Origin of the sequence: Streptomyces sp. NPDC057854 (assembly GCF_042797055.1) — a bacterium.
Classification (GTDB): Bacteria; Actinomycetota; Actinomycetes; order Streptomycetales; family Streptomycetaceae; genus Streptomyces.
On the sequence record NZ_JBHVMF010000037.1, the window covers coordinates 12281 to 27291 of the forward strand.

Below are 15011 nucleotides of genomic sequence, written 5' to 3' on the forward strand. Positions count from 1 at the left end.
TCACTAGAAGAGAGCCACCATGGACTTCCTTCGCCCCGCCAGCTGGGAGGAGGCGCTCGCCGCCAAGGCCGAGCACCCCACGGCCGTGCCCATCTCCGGCGGCACCGACGTCATGGTCGAGATCAACTTCGACCACCGGCGGCCCGCGTACCTCCTGGACCTGAACCGCATCGAGCTGCTGCGCGAGTGGGAGGTCGGCGAGGAGAACGTCCGGCTCGGCGCTTCCGTTCCGTACACGCAGATCATGGAGAACCTGCGGGCCGAACTGCCCGGCCTGGCGCTCGCCTCGCACACGGTCGCCTCCCCGCAGATCCGCAACCGAGGCGGCGTCGGCGGCAACCTCGGCACCGCCTCCCCGGCCGGTGACGCCCACCCCGCCCTCCTCGCCGCCGGCGCCGAGGTCGAGGTCGAGTCGCAGGCCCGCGGCAGCCGGTTCATCCCCATCGACGAGTTCTACACCGGCGTGAAGCGCAACGCGCTCCAGCCCGACGAGCTCATCAAGACCGTCCACATCAAGAAGGCGGACGGCCCCCAGCAGTACTCCAAGGTCGGCACCCGCAACGCGATGGTCATCGCCGTCTGCGCCTTCGGCCTGGCGCTGCACCCGGAGACCCGCACCGTGCGCACCGGCATCGGCTCGGCCGCGCCGACCCCGATCCGCGCCAAGGAGGCCGAGAACTTCCTGAACGCGGCCCTGGAGGAGGGCGGCTTCTGGGACAGCGGAAAGATCATCACCCCGTCGATCGCGAAGCAGTTCGCCGACCTGTGCTCGGGCGCCGCCAACCCGATCGACGACGTCCGTGGCACCGCGAAGTACCGCCGCCACGCCGTCGGAATCATGGCCCGCCGCCAGCTCGGCTGGACCTGGGAGCAGTACCGCGGCTCCGGCCGCACGCTTGAGGGAGCTGCCTGATCATGCGCGTCAACTTCACCGTCAACGGCCGCCCGCAGGAAGCGGACGACGTCTGGGAGGGCGAGTCCCTCCTCTACGTGCTCCGCGAGCGGCTGGGCCTGCCCGGCTCCAAGAACGCCTGCGAGCAGGGCGAATGCGGCTCCTGCACCGTCCGCCTCGACGGCGTGCCGGTCTGCTCCTGTCTGGTCGCCGCCGGCCAGGTCGAGGGCCGCGAGGTCGTCACCGTCGAGGGCCTGGCCGACTTCGCCAAGGAGCGCGCCCAGCACGCCGGTTGCGGCACGGGCGCCTGCGGCACCTCGCTCGACGAGGCCAAGCGGTGGGAGGCCAAGCCCGGTCAGGACTCCCAGACCGGCGAGGGCGTCGAACTCTCCCCGATCCAGCAGGCGTTCATCGACGCCGGCGCCGTGCAGTGCGGCTTCTGCACCCCCGGCCTGCTCGTCGCGGCCGACGAGATGCTGGAGCGCAACCCGTCCCCGACGGACGCGGACATCCGCGAGGCGCTCTCCGGCAACCTCTGCCGCTGCACCGGTTACGAGAAGATCCTCGACGCGGTCCGCCTCGCGGCCGCCCGTCAGGGAGAGGCGGTCTGACCATGGCTGGCACCACCACGGGCATCCCCCGCGACGTCACCCAGAACCACGTCAAGGGCGGCGTCGGCGAGTCCACCCTCCGCCCCGACGGCACCCTGAAGGTCACCGGCGAGTTCGCGTACTCCTCGGACATGTGGCACGAGGACATGCTGTGGGGCCAGGTCCTGCGCTCCACCGTCGCGCACGCCGAGATCGTGTCCATCGACACCTCCGAGGCCCTCACCATGGACGGCGTCTACGCCGTCCTCACCCACGAGGACCTGCCGGCCGCCAAGAACTACGGCCTGGAGTTCCGCGACACCCCCGTCCTCGCCTACGGCAAGGTCCGCCACCACGGCGAGCCGGTGGCCCTCGTGGCAGCCGACCACCCGGAGACCGCGCGCCGCGCCGCCGCCAAGATCAAGGTCGAGTACCGCGAACTCCCGGTCATCACGGACGAGGCGTCGGCCACCGCCCCGGACGCGGTCCTCGTCCACGAGAACCGCGACGACCACCACGCGCACCACGTCCCGCACCCCAACATCGTGCACCGCCAGCCGATCATCCGCGGCAACGCCGACGAGGCCGCCAAGCGCGCCGACGTCATCGTCAAGGGCGAGTACACCTTCGGCATGCAGGACCAGGCGTTCCTCGGCCCGGAGTCCGGCCTCGCCGTACCCGCCGAGGACGGCGGCGTCGACCTGTACGTCGCCACCCAGTGGCTGCACGCGGACCGCGAGCAGATCGCCCCCTGCCTCGGCCTGCCCCTGGACAAGGTCCGGATGACCATGGCCGGCATCGGCGGCGCCTTCGGCGGCCGCGAGGACATCTCCATGCAGATCCTCGCCTCGCTGCTCGCGCTGCGCACCGGCAAGCCCGTCAAGATGGTCTACAACCGGTACGAGTCCTTCTTCGGGCACGTCCACCGGCACCCGGCGAAGCTCTACTACGAGCACGGCGCCACCAAGGACGGCAAGCTCACGCACATGAAGTGCAAGATCGTCCTGGACGGCGGCGCCTACGCCTCCTCCACGGTCTCGGTCGTCGGCAACGCCTCCTCCCTCTCGGTCGGCCCGTACGTCATCGACGACGTCGAGATCGAGGCGATCGGCCTCTACACCAACAACCCGCCCTGCGGCGCCATGCGCGGCTTCGGCGCGGTCCAGGCGTGCTTCGCCTACGAGGCCCAGATGGACAAGCTGGCCGCGAAGCTGGGCATGGACCCGGTGGAGTTCCGCCAGATCAACGCCATGGAGCAGGGCGCGCTCATGCCGACCGGCCAGGTCGTCGACTCCCCGGCCCCGGTCGCCGAACTGCTCCGCATGGTCAAGGCCCGCCCGATGCCGCCGGAGCGCCAGTGGGAGGCGGCCGGCGAGGGCGCGGACGTCCGCGCGCTGCCGGGCGGCCTCTCCAACACCACGCACGGCGAGGGCGTCGTCCGCGGCGTCGGCTACGCGGTCGGCATCAAGAACGTCGGCTTCTCCGAGGGCTTCGACGACTACTCGACCGCCAGGGTCCGCCTCGAGGTCATCAACGGCGAGGCCGTCGCCACGGTCCACACCGCGGCGGCCGAGGTCGGCCAGGGCGGCGTCACCATCCACGCCCAGATCGCCCGCACCGAGCTCGGCGTCCAGCAGGTCACCATCCACCCCGCCGACACCCAGGTGGGCTCGGCCGGTTCGACCTCCGCGGGCCGCCAGACGTACATGACCGGCGGCGCCATCAAGAACTCCTGCGAGCTCGTCCGCGAGAGGGTCCTGGAGATCGGCCGGCGCAAGTTCGGCTCGTACCACCCGGCGTGGGCCAACGCCGAACTCCTCCTGGAGGGCGGCAAGGTCGTCACCGACGGCGGCGAGGCCCTCGCCACCATCGCCGACGTCCTGGAGGACCAGGCCGTGGAGGTCGAGGAGGAGTGGCGGCACCGTCCGACCCAGGCCTTCGACCTCGTCACCGGCCAGGGCGACGGCCACGTCCAGTACGCCTTCGCCGCGCACCGCGCGGTGGTTGAGGTCGACACCGAGCTCGGCCTGGTCAAGGTCATCGAACTGGCCTGCGCCCAGGACGTCGGCAAGGCCGTCAACCCGCTCTCCGTGGTCGGCCAGATCCAGGGCGGCACCACCCAGGGCCTGGGCGTCGCGGTGATGGAGGAGATCATCGTCGACCCGAAGACCGCGAAGGTGCGCAACCCCTCCTTCACGGACTACCTGATCCCGACGATCCTCGACACCCCGACCATCCCGGTCGAGTACCTCGAACTGGCCGACCCCAACGCGCCGTACGGCGTCCGGGGCATCGGCGAGGCCCCGACCCTGTCGTCCACGCCGGCCGTCCTCGCGGCGATCCGGAACGCGACGGGCCTGGAGCTGAACAAGACGCCGGTCCGCCCCGAAGCGCTCACCGGCACCCTGTAGGACCCTCCGGGCGGTGCGTGCCTCCCAGGAACGTCACACTTCCCTCCCCGCCCGCACCGCCCGGAGCAGCAGGACCCCGCAGTACCCGCAGGACCAGCAGGACCGCAGTACCGAAGGATCCGCAGCACCCGCAGTACCCCGTTCGTCTCGGGCCGTCCCCCGGGTCGTGCAGCCAACAGCGTTTCCCAAATCCCGCCGATACGAGTCCCCCTCGGGCGGGTGCCCCTTTGAACCTTGGGAGTAGGCCCCATGACCCAGTCGTCTGTGGAGCCGAAGACCGCCGCGGAGGACGCGGGCTCCGGCTCGCGCAACCCCGCCGGGCGGTCTTGGCTCGACCGGTACTTTCACATCTCGGAGAGAGGATCCTCCGTCGGCACGGAGATCCGCGGTGGCGTCACCACCTTCATGGCGATGGCGTACATCCTCCTGCTCAACCCGATCCTCCTCGGAGGCCCGGACGTCGACAAGAACGTCCTCGCCGCCTCCGCCGTCATCACGGCGACCGCGTTCGCGGCGGCGGTGACCACCCTGCTGATGGGCTTCGTCGGCAAGGTGCCGCTCGTCCTCGCGGCGGGCCTCAGCGTCTCCGGTGTGCTCGCCACCCAGGTCGTGCCGCAGATGACCTGGCCGCAGGCGATGGGCATGTGCGTCGTCTACGGTGTCGTGATCTGTCTCCTGGTCGTCACCGGCCTCCGCGAGATGATCATGAACGCCATCCCGCTGCCGCTCAAGCACGGCATCACCATCGGGATCGGCCTCTTCATCGCCCTGATCGGCTTCAACAAGGCCGGCTTCGTCGGCGCCGGCCCGCAGTTCGGCCCGCCCGTCACCCTTGGCGCCGGCGGCGAACTGGTCGGCTGGCCCGTCCTGATCTTCGCCGTCACCCTGCTCGCGATCTTCGCCCTCCAGGCCCGCAAGGTGCCGGGCGCCATCCTCATCGGCATCGTCGCCGGCACCGTCATCGCGCTGATCGTCAACGCGATCGCCGACATCCCGGCCAAGGGCCCCGGCTCCTGGGCCAACGGCTCCCCGGAACTCAAGGGCAGCGCGGTCTCCACCCCGGACTTCTCGCTCTTCGGCGACGTCGACTTCGGCGGCTGGGGCGACGTCGGCTACATCACCGTCGGCGTCATCGTCTTCACCCTGGTCCTCGCCGGCTTCTTCGACGCCATGGCCACCATCATCGGCGTCGGCACCGAGGCCAACCTCGCCGACGACAAGGGCCGGATGCCCGGCCTGTCCAAGGCGCTGTTCATCGACGGCGCGGGCGGCGCGATCGGCGGCGTCTCCGGCGCCTCCGGCCAGACCGTCTTCGTGGAGTCCGCCACCGGCGTCGGCGAGGGCGCCCGCACCGGCTTCTCCTCGGTGATCACCGGCCTGTTCTTCGCGGCCTGCCTCTTCTTCACCCCGATCACCCAGATCGTGCCCCGCGAGGTCGGCTCCGCCGCCCTGGTCGTCATCGGCGCGATGATGATGATGAACGCCAAGCACGTGAACTGGGGCGACAGCTCCGTCGCCACCCCGGTCTTCCTGACCGTGGTGCTGATGCCGTTCACGTACAGCATCACCCCGGGCGTCGCGGCCGGCGTCATCGCCTACACCGTCATCAAGGTGGCGCAGGGCAAGGCGCGCGAGGTCGGCGCGTTCATGTGGTGCCTGACCGCGATCTTCATCGTGTTCTTCGCCCTTCACCCCATCGAGGGCTGGCTGGGCGTCAGCTGACGCCCCCCGCCCTCCCCACACCGCCAAGGAGACCGACATGCTGGACATCGCCGAAGAGCTGCACCGGTGGGTCGAGCAGGGACGCGACTTCGCCGTGGCCACCGTGGTGGCCGTCGGCGGCAGCGCGCCCCGCCAGCCCGGCGCCGCCCTCGCCGTCGACAGCGAGGGCACGGCGATCGGCTCGGTCTCCGGCGGGTGCGTGGAGGGCGCGGTGTACGAGCTGTGCCAGGCGGCGCTCGACGACGGCGAGGTCGTCGTGGAGCGCTTCGGCTACAGCGACGAGGACGCCTTCGCGGTCGGCCTGACCTGCGGCGGCGTCATCGACATCCTCGTCACCCCGGTCCGCGGCGGGGTCTTCCCCGCCGCGCTGGCCGCCGCCGTCTCGGGAGAGGCGGCGGCCCTCGCCCGGATCGTCTCCGGCCCCGGGGACCTGCTCGGCCAGGCGCTCCTGGTCCGCCCGGACGGCTCGTACGAGGGGAAGCTCGGCGGCCACCCCGAGCTGGACCGCACCGCCGCCGCCGAGGCCCGCGCCCTGCTCGACGCCGGCCGCACCGGCACGGTGGAGATCGGCGAGGACGGCAGCCGCTGCGGGCAGCCGCTGACGCTGCTCGTCGAGTCCTCCGTCCCCGCCCCCCGCATGATCGTCTTCGGGGCGATCGACTTCGCCTCCGCCCTCGTCCGGGTCGGCAAGTTCCTCGGCTACCACGTCACCGTCTGCGACGCCCGCCCGGTCTTCGCGACGAAGGCCCGCTTCCCCGACGCCGACGAGGTCGTCGTCGAGTGGCCCCATCGCTACCTGGAGTCGACCGAGGTCGACGGCCGGACCGTGCTGTGCGTGCTCACGCACGACGCCAAGTTCGACGTCCCGCTCCTCCGGGCCGCCCTCAGACTTCCCGTCGCCTACGTCGGCGCGATGGGCTCCCGCCGCACCCACGAGGACCGCAACCGGCGGCTCCGCGAGGTCGGCGTCACCGAGCTCGAACTGGCCCGGCTTCGCTCCCCGATCGGCCTCGACCTCGGCGCCCGCACCCCCGAGGAGACGGCCCTGTCGATCGCCGCGGAGATCGTCGCCGACCGGCGCGGCGGCAGCGGCGCCTCGCTCACCGGCGCGCACACCCCCATCCACCACGACGGCCCCGACGCGCCCGTCGCGGGCCGCATCGGCTCCGTCGCCTAGGGCGCCCCAGGAGAGTTCGTACCGGCGGCGCCCGTCAGGGCCGGGCCGTGCGCTCCCGTACGGTCTCCGCCCAGGCCGGGGCCGCCTCCGCCGGGCCGGGCTCCTCGCGGCGCCCGCCGCGCGCGAAGAAGTCCGCCAGCGGCAGCAGCGCCGCGCCGACCGTGACCGCGTCCGGGCCCAGCGTGCCCATCCCGAGACTCACCCGCGCCGCCGGGTACGCCAGCGCGTACGCGCGCGCGTGCTCCTCCACCTCGGCCAGGAAGCGCGGGCCGAGCAGCAGCCCGGCCCAGCCGCCGACGAGGATCCGCTCCGGCTGGAAGAGGTTGACCAGGTCGGCGAAGCCGGCGCCCAGGTACTCGGCGGTCTCCGCCAGCACGGCGACCGCCGCCGGGTCCGGCGTCCCGCCGTCCGCCGGGCGGGCCGCGGCCACCAGCGCCGCGAGCGCGGCCTCCTCGCCCGCGCCGGCCGGCGGCTCGCCGCCCGCCTCCCGCCACCGCTCGACGAGCGCCCCGGCACCGGCGTACGCCTCCAGGCAGCCGCGGGCGCCGCAGCGGCACCGCCGGCCCCGGACCCGCACCTTCAGATGGCCCCACTCCAGGGCCCGGCCGGGCCCGGACGGGTCGGTGGTGACGCAGGCGCCGACGCCGGAGCCGAACAGGGCCACGACCGCGCTGCCCGCGCCCCGGCCCGCGCCGAACCACATCTCGGCCTGGCCCAGCGTCCGGGCGCCGTTGTCGATCCGGTACGGCACCCCGGCCGGCAGGTCGACCCGCTCGCGGAGCAGCCGCTCCAGCGGGACCGCGTCCCAGCCGATCGTCTGCCCGTGCACGACGGCGCCGCCCCCGGCGGGGTGCTCGACGATCCCGGGGACGCCGATGCCGACGCCCAGCAGTGACTCGGCGGGGACGGCCGCCGCGCGCAGCACCTCGGCGACGCCGTCGCGGATGAGGTCGACGACGGCCTCGACCTCGTACCGCGCGGCGCCCCGCCCGTCCGGGTCCAAGGGCCGCTCGGCGCGGGCGAGTTCGGTGAGGGTGAGGTCGAAGAGCTCGACCCGGACCCGGGTCTCGCCCACGTCCACGCCGATCATGCGCCCGCTGCCCGGGGCGATCCGCAGCAGGATCCGGGGCCGGCCGCCGGCCGAGTCGACGCTGCCGGCCTCCTCGACGAGCCCCTCGGCGACCAGCTCCGCCACCACGTTGCTGACGGAGCCGGAGCTGAGCCCGGTGGCGGGGCCGAGCGAGAAGCGGCTCAGCGGGCCGTCGAAGTACAGCCGCCGGAGGACCGCGGTGCGGTTCTCGCGCCGCAGGTCCCGGACGGTCCGGCCGGTCGGTCTGGTCACTGGCGTCCCTCGCGGTGAGTGGGCGGATCGGGCGGGTCGGGCGGTGCGTCCGGGGCGGGCTCAGGCCCGGCGCAGCCCGCTGAGCAGCAGCTCGGCCAGCTGGTCGTACGCCTCGGCGTCCGCGAGGCCGGTGGCGGCGGCCACCTGCCGCCGCTGGATGCGGACCATCACGGAGGCGATGACGTCGGCGGCGAAGGCCACGTGGACCTCCCGGAAGACGCCGGCGGCGACGCCCTCCTCGATGAGCTGCTGCACCCGGCCGGCGGCGGCCCGGGTGTTCCGCTCGTACACCTCCGCGGCCGGTTCGAACGCGGCCACGTCGTCGAAGAACTGCGGGGACACGGGGGCCAGTTCGGCGGAGACGGCCCGCAGATAGGCGGAGAGCCGTTCGGCGGGCCCGCTCGCGGCGGCGAGGCCCGCCTCGACGCGGGCGGTGGCGCGCCGGAAGAAGTGCACCACGGCGGCCCGGACCAGCTGCTCCTTGCTGCCGGCCAGGCCGTACAGGGTGCGCTTGGAGCAGTGCAGCCGGGCGGCGAGGTCGTCCAGCGTCAGCCGGGCGAAGCCCTCGCCCACGAGCAGGGCGACCAGGTCCTCGAAGAGGGCGGAACGGCGCGCCGCTCCGCGCCCCGTGAGCTTCGGGGTGTCGGTGGCGGAGGTCTCGATCACCCGAACAGTATGCCGGGCCACCCGGCCGGAGGGGTTCCTTCCACTCACGGATGCGCTATTTTTAGCGGTACTGGAGTACCAGTCCTAGTACCACTTTGCGCGCCGATGGAGTCGCCATGGATGTCGACCGCCTGCTCCCCACCCCCGAGGCGGCGGACCTCATCGCCCTCACCCGCGAGATCGCCGACCGCGAGCTCGCGCCCCGGGTGGACGCACACGAGGCAGCCGAGACCTATCCCGACGGGCTCTTCGCCACCCTCGGCCGGGCCGGGCTGCTCGGCCTCGCCTATCCCGAGGAGTACGGCGGCGGCGGCCAGCCGTACGAGGTCTACCTCCAGGTCCTGGAGGAGCTGGCGGCCCGCTGGGCGGCCGTCGCCGTCGCGACCAGCGTCCACACCCTCGCCTGCCACCCGCTGTACGCCTTCGGCACCGACGCCCAGAAGGAGCGCTGGCTCCCGTCGATGCTGGAGGGCCGGCTCGTCGGCGGCTACAGCCTCTCCGAGCCGCAGGCCGGCTCGGACGCCGCCGCCCTCGCCTGCAAGGCGGAGCGCCAGGAGGACGGCCGGTACCGGATCACCGGCACCAAGGCGTGGATCACCCACGGCGGCAGGGCCGGCTTCTACGCCCTCTTCGCCCGCACCGCGCCCGGCGGCCACGGCGTCTCCTGCTTCCTCGCCCCCGGCGAGACCGAGGGCCTGTCCTTCGGGGCCCCCGAGCGCAAGATGGGCCTCCAGGCGGTCCCCACCACCTCCGCCTACTGGGACGGCGCCCTCATCGACGGGGACCGGCTCATCGGCGCCGAGGGCCAGGGCCTCCCGATCGCCTTCAGCGCCCTCGACAACGGCCGCCTCGGCATCGCCGCCTGCGCCACCGGCCTCGCCCAGGCCGCCCTGAACGCGGCCGTCGACTACGCCAACGAGCGCACCACCTTCGGCCGCCGCATCGTCGACCACCAGGGCCTCGGCTTCCTCCTCGCCGACATGGCCGCCGCCGTCGACGCCGCCCGCGCCACCTACCTCGACGCGGCCCGCCGCCGCGACCTCGGCCGCCCCTTCAGCCGCCAGGCCAGCGCGGCCAAGCTGATCGCCACGGACACGGCGATGAAGGTGACCACGGACGCGGTCCAGGTCCTCGGCGGCTACGGCTACACCCGCGACTTCCCGGTCGAGCGCTACATGCGCGAGGCCAAGATCATGCAGATCTTCGAGGGGACGAACCAGATCCAGCGCCTGGTCATCAGCCGGGGACTGGCGCGCGCGGAGAAGTAGCCGTCCGGATCCGCGTGCCCCTCCGGCGTTGATTTCGTGTTGAACCAATTCGGGCGTATGCTCGGATCCGCCACCCCGGTACGCCTGTGTTCCCCCGTTTCAGGCGCACCGGGGTCCGGCTTTTTCCGGGGCCGGGGCCGGGGCCGGGGCCGGGGCCGTGCCGGGCGGGGCTAGCGCGCCAGGGCCGCCGCGCCCGCGCGGGCGTACTTCTCGTCCAGGTCGCCCGAGGGGGCGCCCGCCACGCCGATGCCCGCGACCGGGGCGCCCTGCGCGGTGACCGGGGTGCCGCCGCCGAGGAAGAGGGTGCCGGGGATGTCCTTCAGCCGCGGCGCCCGGGCCAGGCGGCCGGCGAGGACCGAGGTCGGGGCGTTCCAGGACACCGCCGTGTACGCCTTCCGCTCCGCCGAGACGGCGGACTGCGGGCCCGCGCCGTCGCCGCGCAGGGTGACGAGGGTGGTGCCGTTCCGGTCCACGACGGCGACCGTCACCCGCTGGTTCTCCGCCTCGGCCGCCGCCAGCGCCGCCCGGGCCGCCTCCGTCGCCGCCGCGACCGTCAGGTGCTGCGTGGTCGTCGTGCGCGCGCTCGCGGCCTCGGTGACGGCCGCGGGGGCGGCGGCCTCGCCGCCGGCGCTCGCGGAGTAGGCGCCGACGCCCGCCAGGCCGACGGCGACGATCGCGCCCCCGGTCATCAGACGGGTCCGGTGGGACTTCTTCACGTGCTTCACAGGGCTTCCGCTCCAGGGGGGTCGGGGACGAAGATCGACTGACGCTTCATCCTGGGTGCCGATCCCGGCCCCGCCCGTCGGCGCACCGGCTGCCGGCCGCGCCCGGATCGGTGGACCCCCGGGTCCACCGATCGGATGACCCCCGTCCCGTCCGCTCCGCGCACGGGGTTCTATGGTGGCGGCGCAGATCGCGCAGACCGCGCGGTCCCCCGCGGGGACGCGCCCCCGGTCCGGCGGCCAACCCGCCGGCAGGGTCACCCGCACGACACGAACGAGGAGTTCCATGGACATCGCCGGCTCCGCCGCTCTCGTCACCGGTGCCGCCTCCGGGCTCGGCGCCGCCACCGCCGCCGCGCTCGCCGCGCGCGGCGCCACGGTCTACGGGCTCGACCTGGAGAAGGCCGTCGCCGCCGCCGGCGCCCTGCCGGAGGGCGTCCGGCTGCTCGCCGCCGACGTGACCGACGAGGAGCAGGTCCGCGCCGCGCTCGCGGAGATCGACGCCGACGGCGCCGAACTGCGGCTCGCGGTCAACTGCGCCGGCATCGCCCCCTCGGCCCGCGTGCTGGGCCGCAAGGGCCCGCACGACCTCGACCTGTTCCGTACCGTCGTGAACGTCAACCTGGTCGGCACCTTCAACGTGATGCGGCTCGCCGCCGAGTCCATCGCCCGGCACGAGCCCGACGCGCACGGCCAGCGCGGCCTCGTCGTCAACACCGCCTCGATCGCCGCCTTCGAGGGCCAGGTCGGCCAGATCGCGTACGCCGCGTCCAAGGCGGGCGTCGCCGGCATGACCATCACGGCCGCCCGCGACCTCGCCCAGTTCGGCATCCGGGTCGTCACGGTCGCCCCCGGCATCGTGGACACCCCGATGATGGCGGGCTTCAGCGAGGAGATCCGGGCCGGACTGGCGGCGAGCGTCACCTTCCCGCAGCGCCTCGCCCAGCCGGAGGAGTACGCCCGCCTGATCACCATGATCGCCGAGCACGACTACCTCAACGGCGAGACGATCCGGATGGACGGCGCGCTGCGGATGTCCGCCCGCTGACGCACCCCCTGCCGAAGGGGCCAGAGCACTCGGTGCCGGAATATTCCGGCACCGAGTGCCGCACGGAGGCGGCCGCGATGTTAGGTTCGTGCCATGGCAGCAGCGGCGACGAACCCCCGGACCACCCCGAAGCCCGCGATGCGGGACTCCCTCATCGCCGCGGCCTTCCAGCTCTTCCTGGAGCGGGGCTACGAGCAGACCACCGTCGACGACATCGTCACGCTCGCCGGCGTCGGACGGCGCTCCTTCTTCCGCTACTTCCCGTCGAAGGAGGACGTGGTCTTCCCCGACCACGAGCAGTGCCTCGACGACATGACCCGCTTCCTCGCCGCCAGCGCCGACACCGACGACCCCGTCGTCCGGGTCTGCGACGCCGCCCGCCTGGTCATGCGGATGTACGCCGAGAACCCCACCTTCTCCGTCCAGCGCTACCGGCTGACCCGGGAGGTCGCCGGGCTGCGCGCGTACGAACTCTCGGTCGTCTGGCGGTACGAGAAGACCCTCGGCGACTACCTGAGGACCCGCTGGGCCGACCGCAGGGACGGCACCCTGCGGGCCAACGTGGCCGCCGCGGCCGTCGTCGCCGCCCACAACCACGCCCTGCGGCACTGGCTGCGCTCGGGCGGCGAGGGCGACCCCCTCGAAGAGGTGGACCGGGCCCTGGAGTTCGTCCGCGCCACCTGGAGCCCGGACGCGCCCGGCGGCGCCCCGGGCGAGACCCCGGCCGGCGGCGACGAGGACGTGGTGGTCGTCATCACCAAGCGGTCCACCCCGATGTGGCGCGTGGTGCGCGAGGTGGAGTCGAGCCTCGGCGAGAACTGAGAGGGGCCGCAGTATCTCAGATTGAGGGAACTGAGGTCTTTCTTTGCTGGCACTGAGTGCCATATCTTGGGCTCCATGCACGGTCGAGCCGCCGAGTGCGAGGAGAAGGCATCGTGTTCCACACGGGACTGAGGACCCCCGGCGCCGCCCGGACCGAGGAATCGGCCGCCGGCACCGATCTCTACTTCCAGCGCTGCGCCTGGTGCCGCACCACCACCTTCCAGCGCCTGCTCTGCCCGACCTGCGGGTCGACCGACCTCTCGCCCCAACTCAGCGAGGGGGAGGGCGTGATCACCGTCCGCAGGGCGCACACCGCCGCCGAGGCCGACCTCTGGCCGGTCCACATGGCCGAGGGCTTCGTGGTCCGCTGCCGGGTCGACGGGCCCCCGCACGCGGTGCGCCCGGGCGTCCGGGTCAAGCTCGCGAGCGCCGCGGACACCGGGCGCCGGCCGGTCGTCCGGCTCTGCGAGGAGGTCCCGCTGGACGGCTGGATCTGAGCCTTCCGGGCAGCCGGAAAGGGGGTGGCACAGAGTGCCACCCCCTTCGTCGTGACCGACGGCGTCAGCGCGCGCCGATCTCCTCGGTCAGCTGCGGCAGCACCTCGAAGAGGTCGCCGACCACGCCGTAGTCGACCAGGTCGAAGATCGGGGCCTCCGGGTCCTTGTTGACCGCGACGATCGTCTTGGACGTCTGCATGCCGGCCCGGTGCTGGATCGCGCCGGAGATGCCGGCGGCGACGTACAGCTGCGGCGAGACCTGCTTGCCGGTCTGGCCGACCTGGTTGGAGTGCGGGTACCAGCCGGCGTCCACGGCGGCGCGGGAGGCGCCGACGGCCGCGCCGAGCGAGTCGGCCAGCTTCTCGACGACCTCGAAGCCCTCGGCGGCGCCGACCCCGCGTCCGCCGGAGACCACGATGGCGGACTCGGTCAGCTCCGGGCGGCCGGTGGAGACACGGGCGGTGCGGGAGACGACCGTGGCCGCGTTGCCGGTGAAGGCGACGGTGACGTTCTCGACCGTGCCGGCGGCCGGGGCGGCCTCCGGGGCGGCGGAGTTCGGCTTGACGGTGATGACCGGGACGCCGTGCGAGACACGGGACTTGACCGTGTACGAGGCGGCGAAGACCGACTGCGTGGCGACCGGGCCCTCCGGGCCGGCCTCCAGCTCCACGGCGTCGGTGATCAGGCCGGAGCCGAGGCGGAGCGCGACGCGGGCCGCGACCTCCTTGCCCTCGCCGGAAGAGGTCACCAGGACGGCGGCCACCTCCTTCTCCCGGGCGATCTGGGCCAGCGCGTCGACCTTGGGGACGACCAGCTGGTCGGCGAACTCGGCGCCGTCCGCCACGTAGACGGTGGCAGCGCCGTACTCGGCGGCGGTGGCGGCCACGGAGGCGGCGGCCTCGCCGGCGCCGAGGACGACCGCGGACGGCTCGCCCAGGCGGCGGGCGAGGGTGAGCAGTTCGAGGGCCGGCTTGCGGACCGCACCGTCGGCGTGGTCCACGAGAACCAGGATCTCAGCCATGTTTCCTTGCTCCTGAGGTGGGGTGACGGGCGATCAGATGAACTTCTGGGCGGCGAGGAACGCGGCCAGCTGCTTGCCGCCGTCACCGTCCTCGTTCGTGACGATCGTGCCCTGGGTGCGGGCCGGGCGGGCGTCCGCCGACTCGACCAGCGTCCAGGAGCCGGCCAGACCGACCTCGTCCTCGTCGATCTCCAGGTCGTCGAGCTCCAGCTCCTCGACCGGCTTCTTCTTGGCGGCCATGATCCCCTTGAAGGAGGGGTAACGGGCCTCGCCCGACTGGTCGGTGACCGACACGACGGCCGGCAGCGGGGCCTCGACCAGCTCGGTGGCGGCGTCGCCGTCCCGGCGGCCCTTCACCACGGCGCCGTCCACCGAGACCTCGGAGAGCAGCGTCGCCTGGGGCAGGCCCAGCCGCTCGGCGAGCAGCGCCGGCAGCACGCCCATGGTGCCGTCGGTCGAGGCCATGCCGCAGACGACCAGGTCGAAACCGGTCTTCTCCAGGGCCTTCGCGAGGATCGCGGAGGTGGCGATCACGTCGGAGCCGTGGATGGCCTCGTCGTTGACGTGGACGGCCTTGTCGGCGCCCATCGACAGCGCCTTGCGCAGGGCGTCCTTGGCGTCGTCCGGGCCGACCGTCACCACGGTCACCTCGGCGTCGTCGGCCTCCTCGGAGATCCGCAGGGCCTGCTCGACCGCGTACTCGTCCAGCTCCGAGAGGAGGCCGTCGACCTCGTCGCGGTCGACGGTCAGGTCGTCCGCGAAACCGCGGTCGCCGGTGGCGTCGGGAACGTACTTCACACAGACAGCGATCCTCAGGGTCACGGCCTGGCTCC

General features: G+C 73.2%; 14 protein-coding genes. 9 read left to right on the forward strand and 5 right to left on the reverse strand.

From position 1 onward, the window contains the following. Window positions 1-19 precede the first annotated feature (19 nt). The 5 genes from ACFVQZ_RS34640 to ACFVQZ_RS34660 all read left to right on the forward strand — a co-directional run bounded on the left by ACFVQZ_RS34640 (window position 20) and on the right by ACFVQZ_RS34660 (window position 6792). Window positions 20-913 carry a xanthine dehydrogenase family protein subunit M gene (locus ACFVQZ_RS34640; protein ID WP_030497405.1) on the forward strand — a complete coding sequence of 298 codons (894 nt, stop codon included), beginning with the start codon at window positions 20-22 and terminating at the stop codon, window positions 911-913. A gap of 2 nt (window positions 914-915) precedes the next feature. Further along, complete coding sequence (locus tag ACFVQZ_RS34645) at window positions 916-1503, forward strand: (2Fe-2S)-binding protein (protein WP_383628793.1); 588 nt, start codon at window positions 916-918, stop codon at window positions 1501-1503. Window positions 1504-1505: 2 nt separating this feature from the next. Beyond that, window positions 1506-3893, forward strand: coding sequence for a xanthine dehydrogenase subunit D (gene pucD, locus ACFVQZ_RS34650; protein ID WP_383628795.1), 2388 nt, complete (start codon window positions 1506-1508; stop codon window positions 3891-3893). Between the two features lie 249 nt (window positions 3894-4142). After that, complete coding sequence (locus ACFVQZ_RS34655; protein WP_383628797.1) at window positions 4143-5615, forward strand: NCS2 family permease; 1473 nt, start codon at window positions 4143-4145, stop codon at window positions 5613-5615. Window positions 5616-5652: 37 nt separating this feature from the next. Continuing rightward, complete coding sequence (locus ACFVQZ_RS34660) at window positions 5653-6792, forward strand: XdhC/CoxI family protein (RefSeq protein WP_030497401.1); 1140 nt, start codon at window positions 5653-5655, stop codon at window positions 6790-6792. A 34-nt stretch (window positions 6793-6826) separates the two neighbouring features. Here the strand turns inward: ACFVQZ_RS34660 and ACFVQZ_RS34665 are convergent, their stop codons facing one another. Continuing rightward, window positions 6827-8134, reverse strand: coding sequence for an ROK family transcriptional regulator (locus ACFVQZ_RS34665; RefSeq protein ID WP_030497400.1), 1308 nt, complete (start codon window positions 8132-8134; stop codon window positions 6827-6829). Window positions 8135-8194: 60 nt separating this feature from the next. After that, a complete protein-coding gene (locus ACFVQZ_RS34670; RefSeq protein ID WP_030497399.1) occupies window positions 8195-8800 on the reverse strand; it encodes a TetR/AcrR family transcriptional regulator in 606 nt (201 codons plus the stop codon). A gap of 116 nt (window positions 8801-8916) precedes the next feature. Here ACFVQZ_RS34670 and ACFVQZ_RS34675 point away from each other — a divergent pair, with 116 nt between their 5' ends. Further along, on the forward strand, window positions 8917-10068 hold the full coding sequence (locus ACFVQZ_RS34675) for an acyl-CoA dehydrogenase family protein (RefSeq protein ID WP_383628800.1): 1152 nt from the start codon (window positions 8917-8919) through the stop codon (window positions 10066-10068). A 170-nt stretch (window positions 10069-10238) separates the two neighbouring features. On the opposite strand, the gene ACFVQZ_RS34680 is transcribed toward ACFVQZ_RS34675, so the two are convergent. Beyond that, window positions 10239-10757, reverse strand: a complete 519-nt coding sequence (locus tag ACFVQZ_RS34680) for a heme-binding protein (protein WP_383628841.1) — start codon at window positions 10755-10757, stop codon at window positions 10239-10241. A gap of 319 nt (window positions 10758-11076) precedes the next feature. Here ACFVQZ_RS34680 and ACFVQZ_RS34685 point away from each other — a divergent pair, with 319 nt between their 5' ends. From ACFVQZ_RS34685 to ACFVQZ_RS34695, 3 genes are all read left to right on the forward strand, one after another. Further along, window positions 11077-11838, forward strand: a complete 762-nt coding sequence (locus ACFVQZ_RS34685; RefSeq protein WP_030497396.1) for an SDR family NAD(P)-dependent oxidoreductase — start codon at window positions 11077-11079, stop codon at window positions 11836-11838. A gap of 93 nt (window positions 11839-11931) precedes the next feature. Beyond that, window positions 11932-12660 carry a TetR family transcriptional regulator gene (locus ACFVQZ_RS34690; protein WP_030497395.1) on the forward strand — a complete coding sequence of 243 codons (729 nt, stop codon included), beginning with the start codon at window positions 11932-11934 and terminating at the stop codon, window positions 12658-12660. Between the two features lie 113 nt (window positions 12661-12773). After that, window positions 12774-13157: a zinc ribbon domain-containing protein gene (locus ACFVQZ_RS34695; RefSeq protein WP_051788309.1), complete on the forward strand. Its 384-nt coding sequence runs from the start codon at window positions 12774-12776 to the stop codon at window positions 13155-13157. 64 nt (window positions 13158-13221) lie between these two features. Here ACFVQZ_RS34695 and ACFVQZ_RS34700 read toward each other — a convergent pair whose 3' ends face one another. Both ACFVQZ_RS34700 and ACFVQZ_RS34705 read right to left on the reverse strand, forming a co-directional pair. Continuing rightward, complete coding sequence (locus ACFVQZ_RS34700) at window positions 13222-14178, reverse strand: electron transfer flavoprotein subunit alpha/FixB family protein (RefSeq protein WP_383628803.1); 957 nt, start codon at window positions 14176-14178, stop codon at window positions 13222-13224. A 33-nt stretch (window positions 14179-14211) separates the two neighbouring features. After that, on the reverse strand, window positions 14212-15000 hold the full coding sequence (locus ACFVQZ_RS34705; RefSeq protein WP_107645528.1) for an electron transfer flavoprotein subunit beta/FixA family protein: 789 nt from the start codon (window positions 14998-15000) through the stop codon (window positions 14212-14214). Window positions 15001-15011 lie beyond the last annotated feature (11 nt).

What these genes read in the sequence shown, in the direction of transcription:
- ACFVQZ_RS34640 (WP_030497405.1), top strand. Translation starts at nt 20, where the DNA reads ATGGACTTCCTTCGCCCCGCCAGCTGGGAGGAGGCGCTCGCCGCCAAG.
- ACFVQZ_RS34645 (WP_383628793.1), top strand. Translation starts at nt 916, where the DNA reads ATGCGCGTCAACTTCACCGTCAACGGCCGCCCGCAGGAAGCGGACGAC.
- pucD (WP_383628795.1), top strand. Translation starts at nt 1,506, where the DNA reads ATGGCTGGCACCACCACGGGCATCCCCCGCGACGTCACCCAGAACCAC.
- ACFVQZ_RS34655 (WP_383628797.1), top strand. Translation starts at nt 4,143, where the DNA reads ATGACCCAGTCGTCTGTGGAGCCGAAGACCGCCGCGGAGGACGCGGGC.
- ACFVQZ_RS34660 (WP_030497401.1), top strand. Translation starts at nt 5,653, where the DNA reads ATGCTGGACATCGCCGAAGAGCTGCACCGGTGGGTCGAGCAGGGACGC.
- ACFVQZ_RS34675 (WP_383628800.1), top strand. Translation starts at nt 8,917, where the DNA reads ATGGATGTCGACCGCCTGCTCCCCACCCCCGAGGCGGCGGACCTCATC.
- ACFVQZ_RS34680 (WP_383628841.1), bottom strand. Translation starts at nt 10,757, where the DNA reads ATGACCGGGGGCGCGATCGTCGCCGTCGGCCTGGCGGGCGTCGGCGCC.
- ACFVQZ_RS34685 (WP_030497396.1), top strand. Translation starts at nt 11,077, where the DNA reads ATGGACATCGCCGGCTCCGCCGCTCTCGTCACCGGTGCCGCCTCCGGG.
- ACFVQZ_RS34690 (WP_030497395.1), top strand. Translation starts at nt 11,932, where the DNA reads ATGGCAGCAGCGGCGACGAACCCCCGGACCACCCCGAAGCCCGCGATG.
- ACFVQZ_RS34700 (WP_383628803.1), bottom strand. Translation starts at nt 14,178, where the DNA reads ATGGCTGAGATCCTGGTTCTCGTGGACCACGCCGACGGTGCGGTCCGC.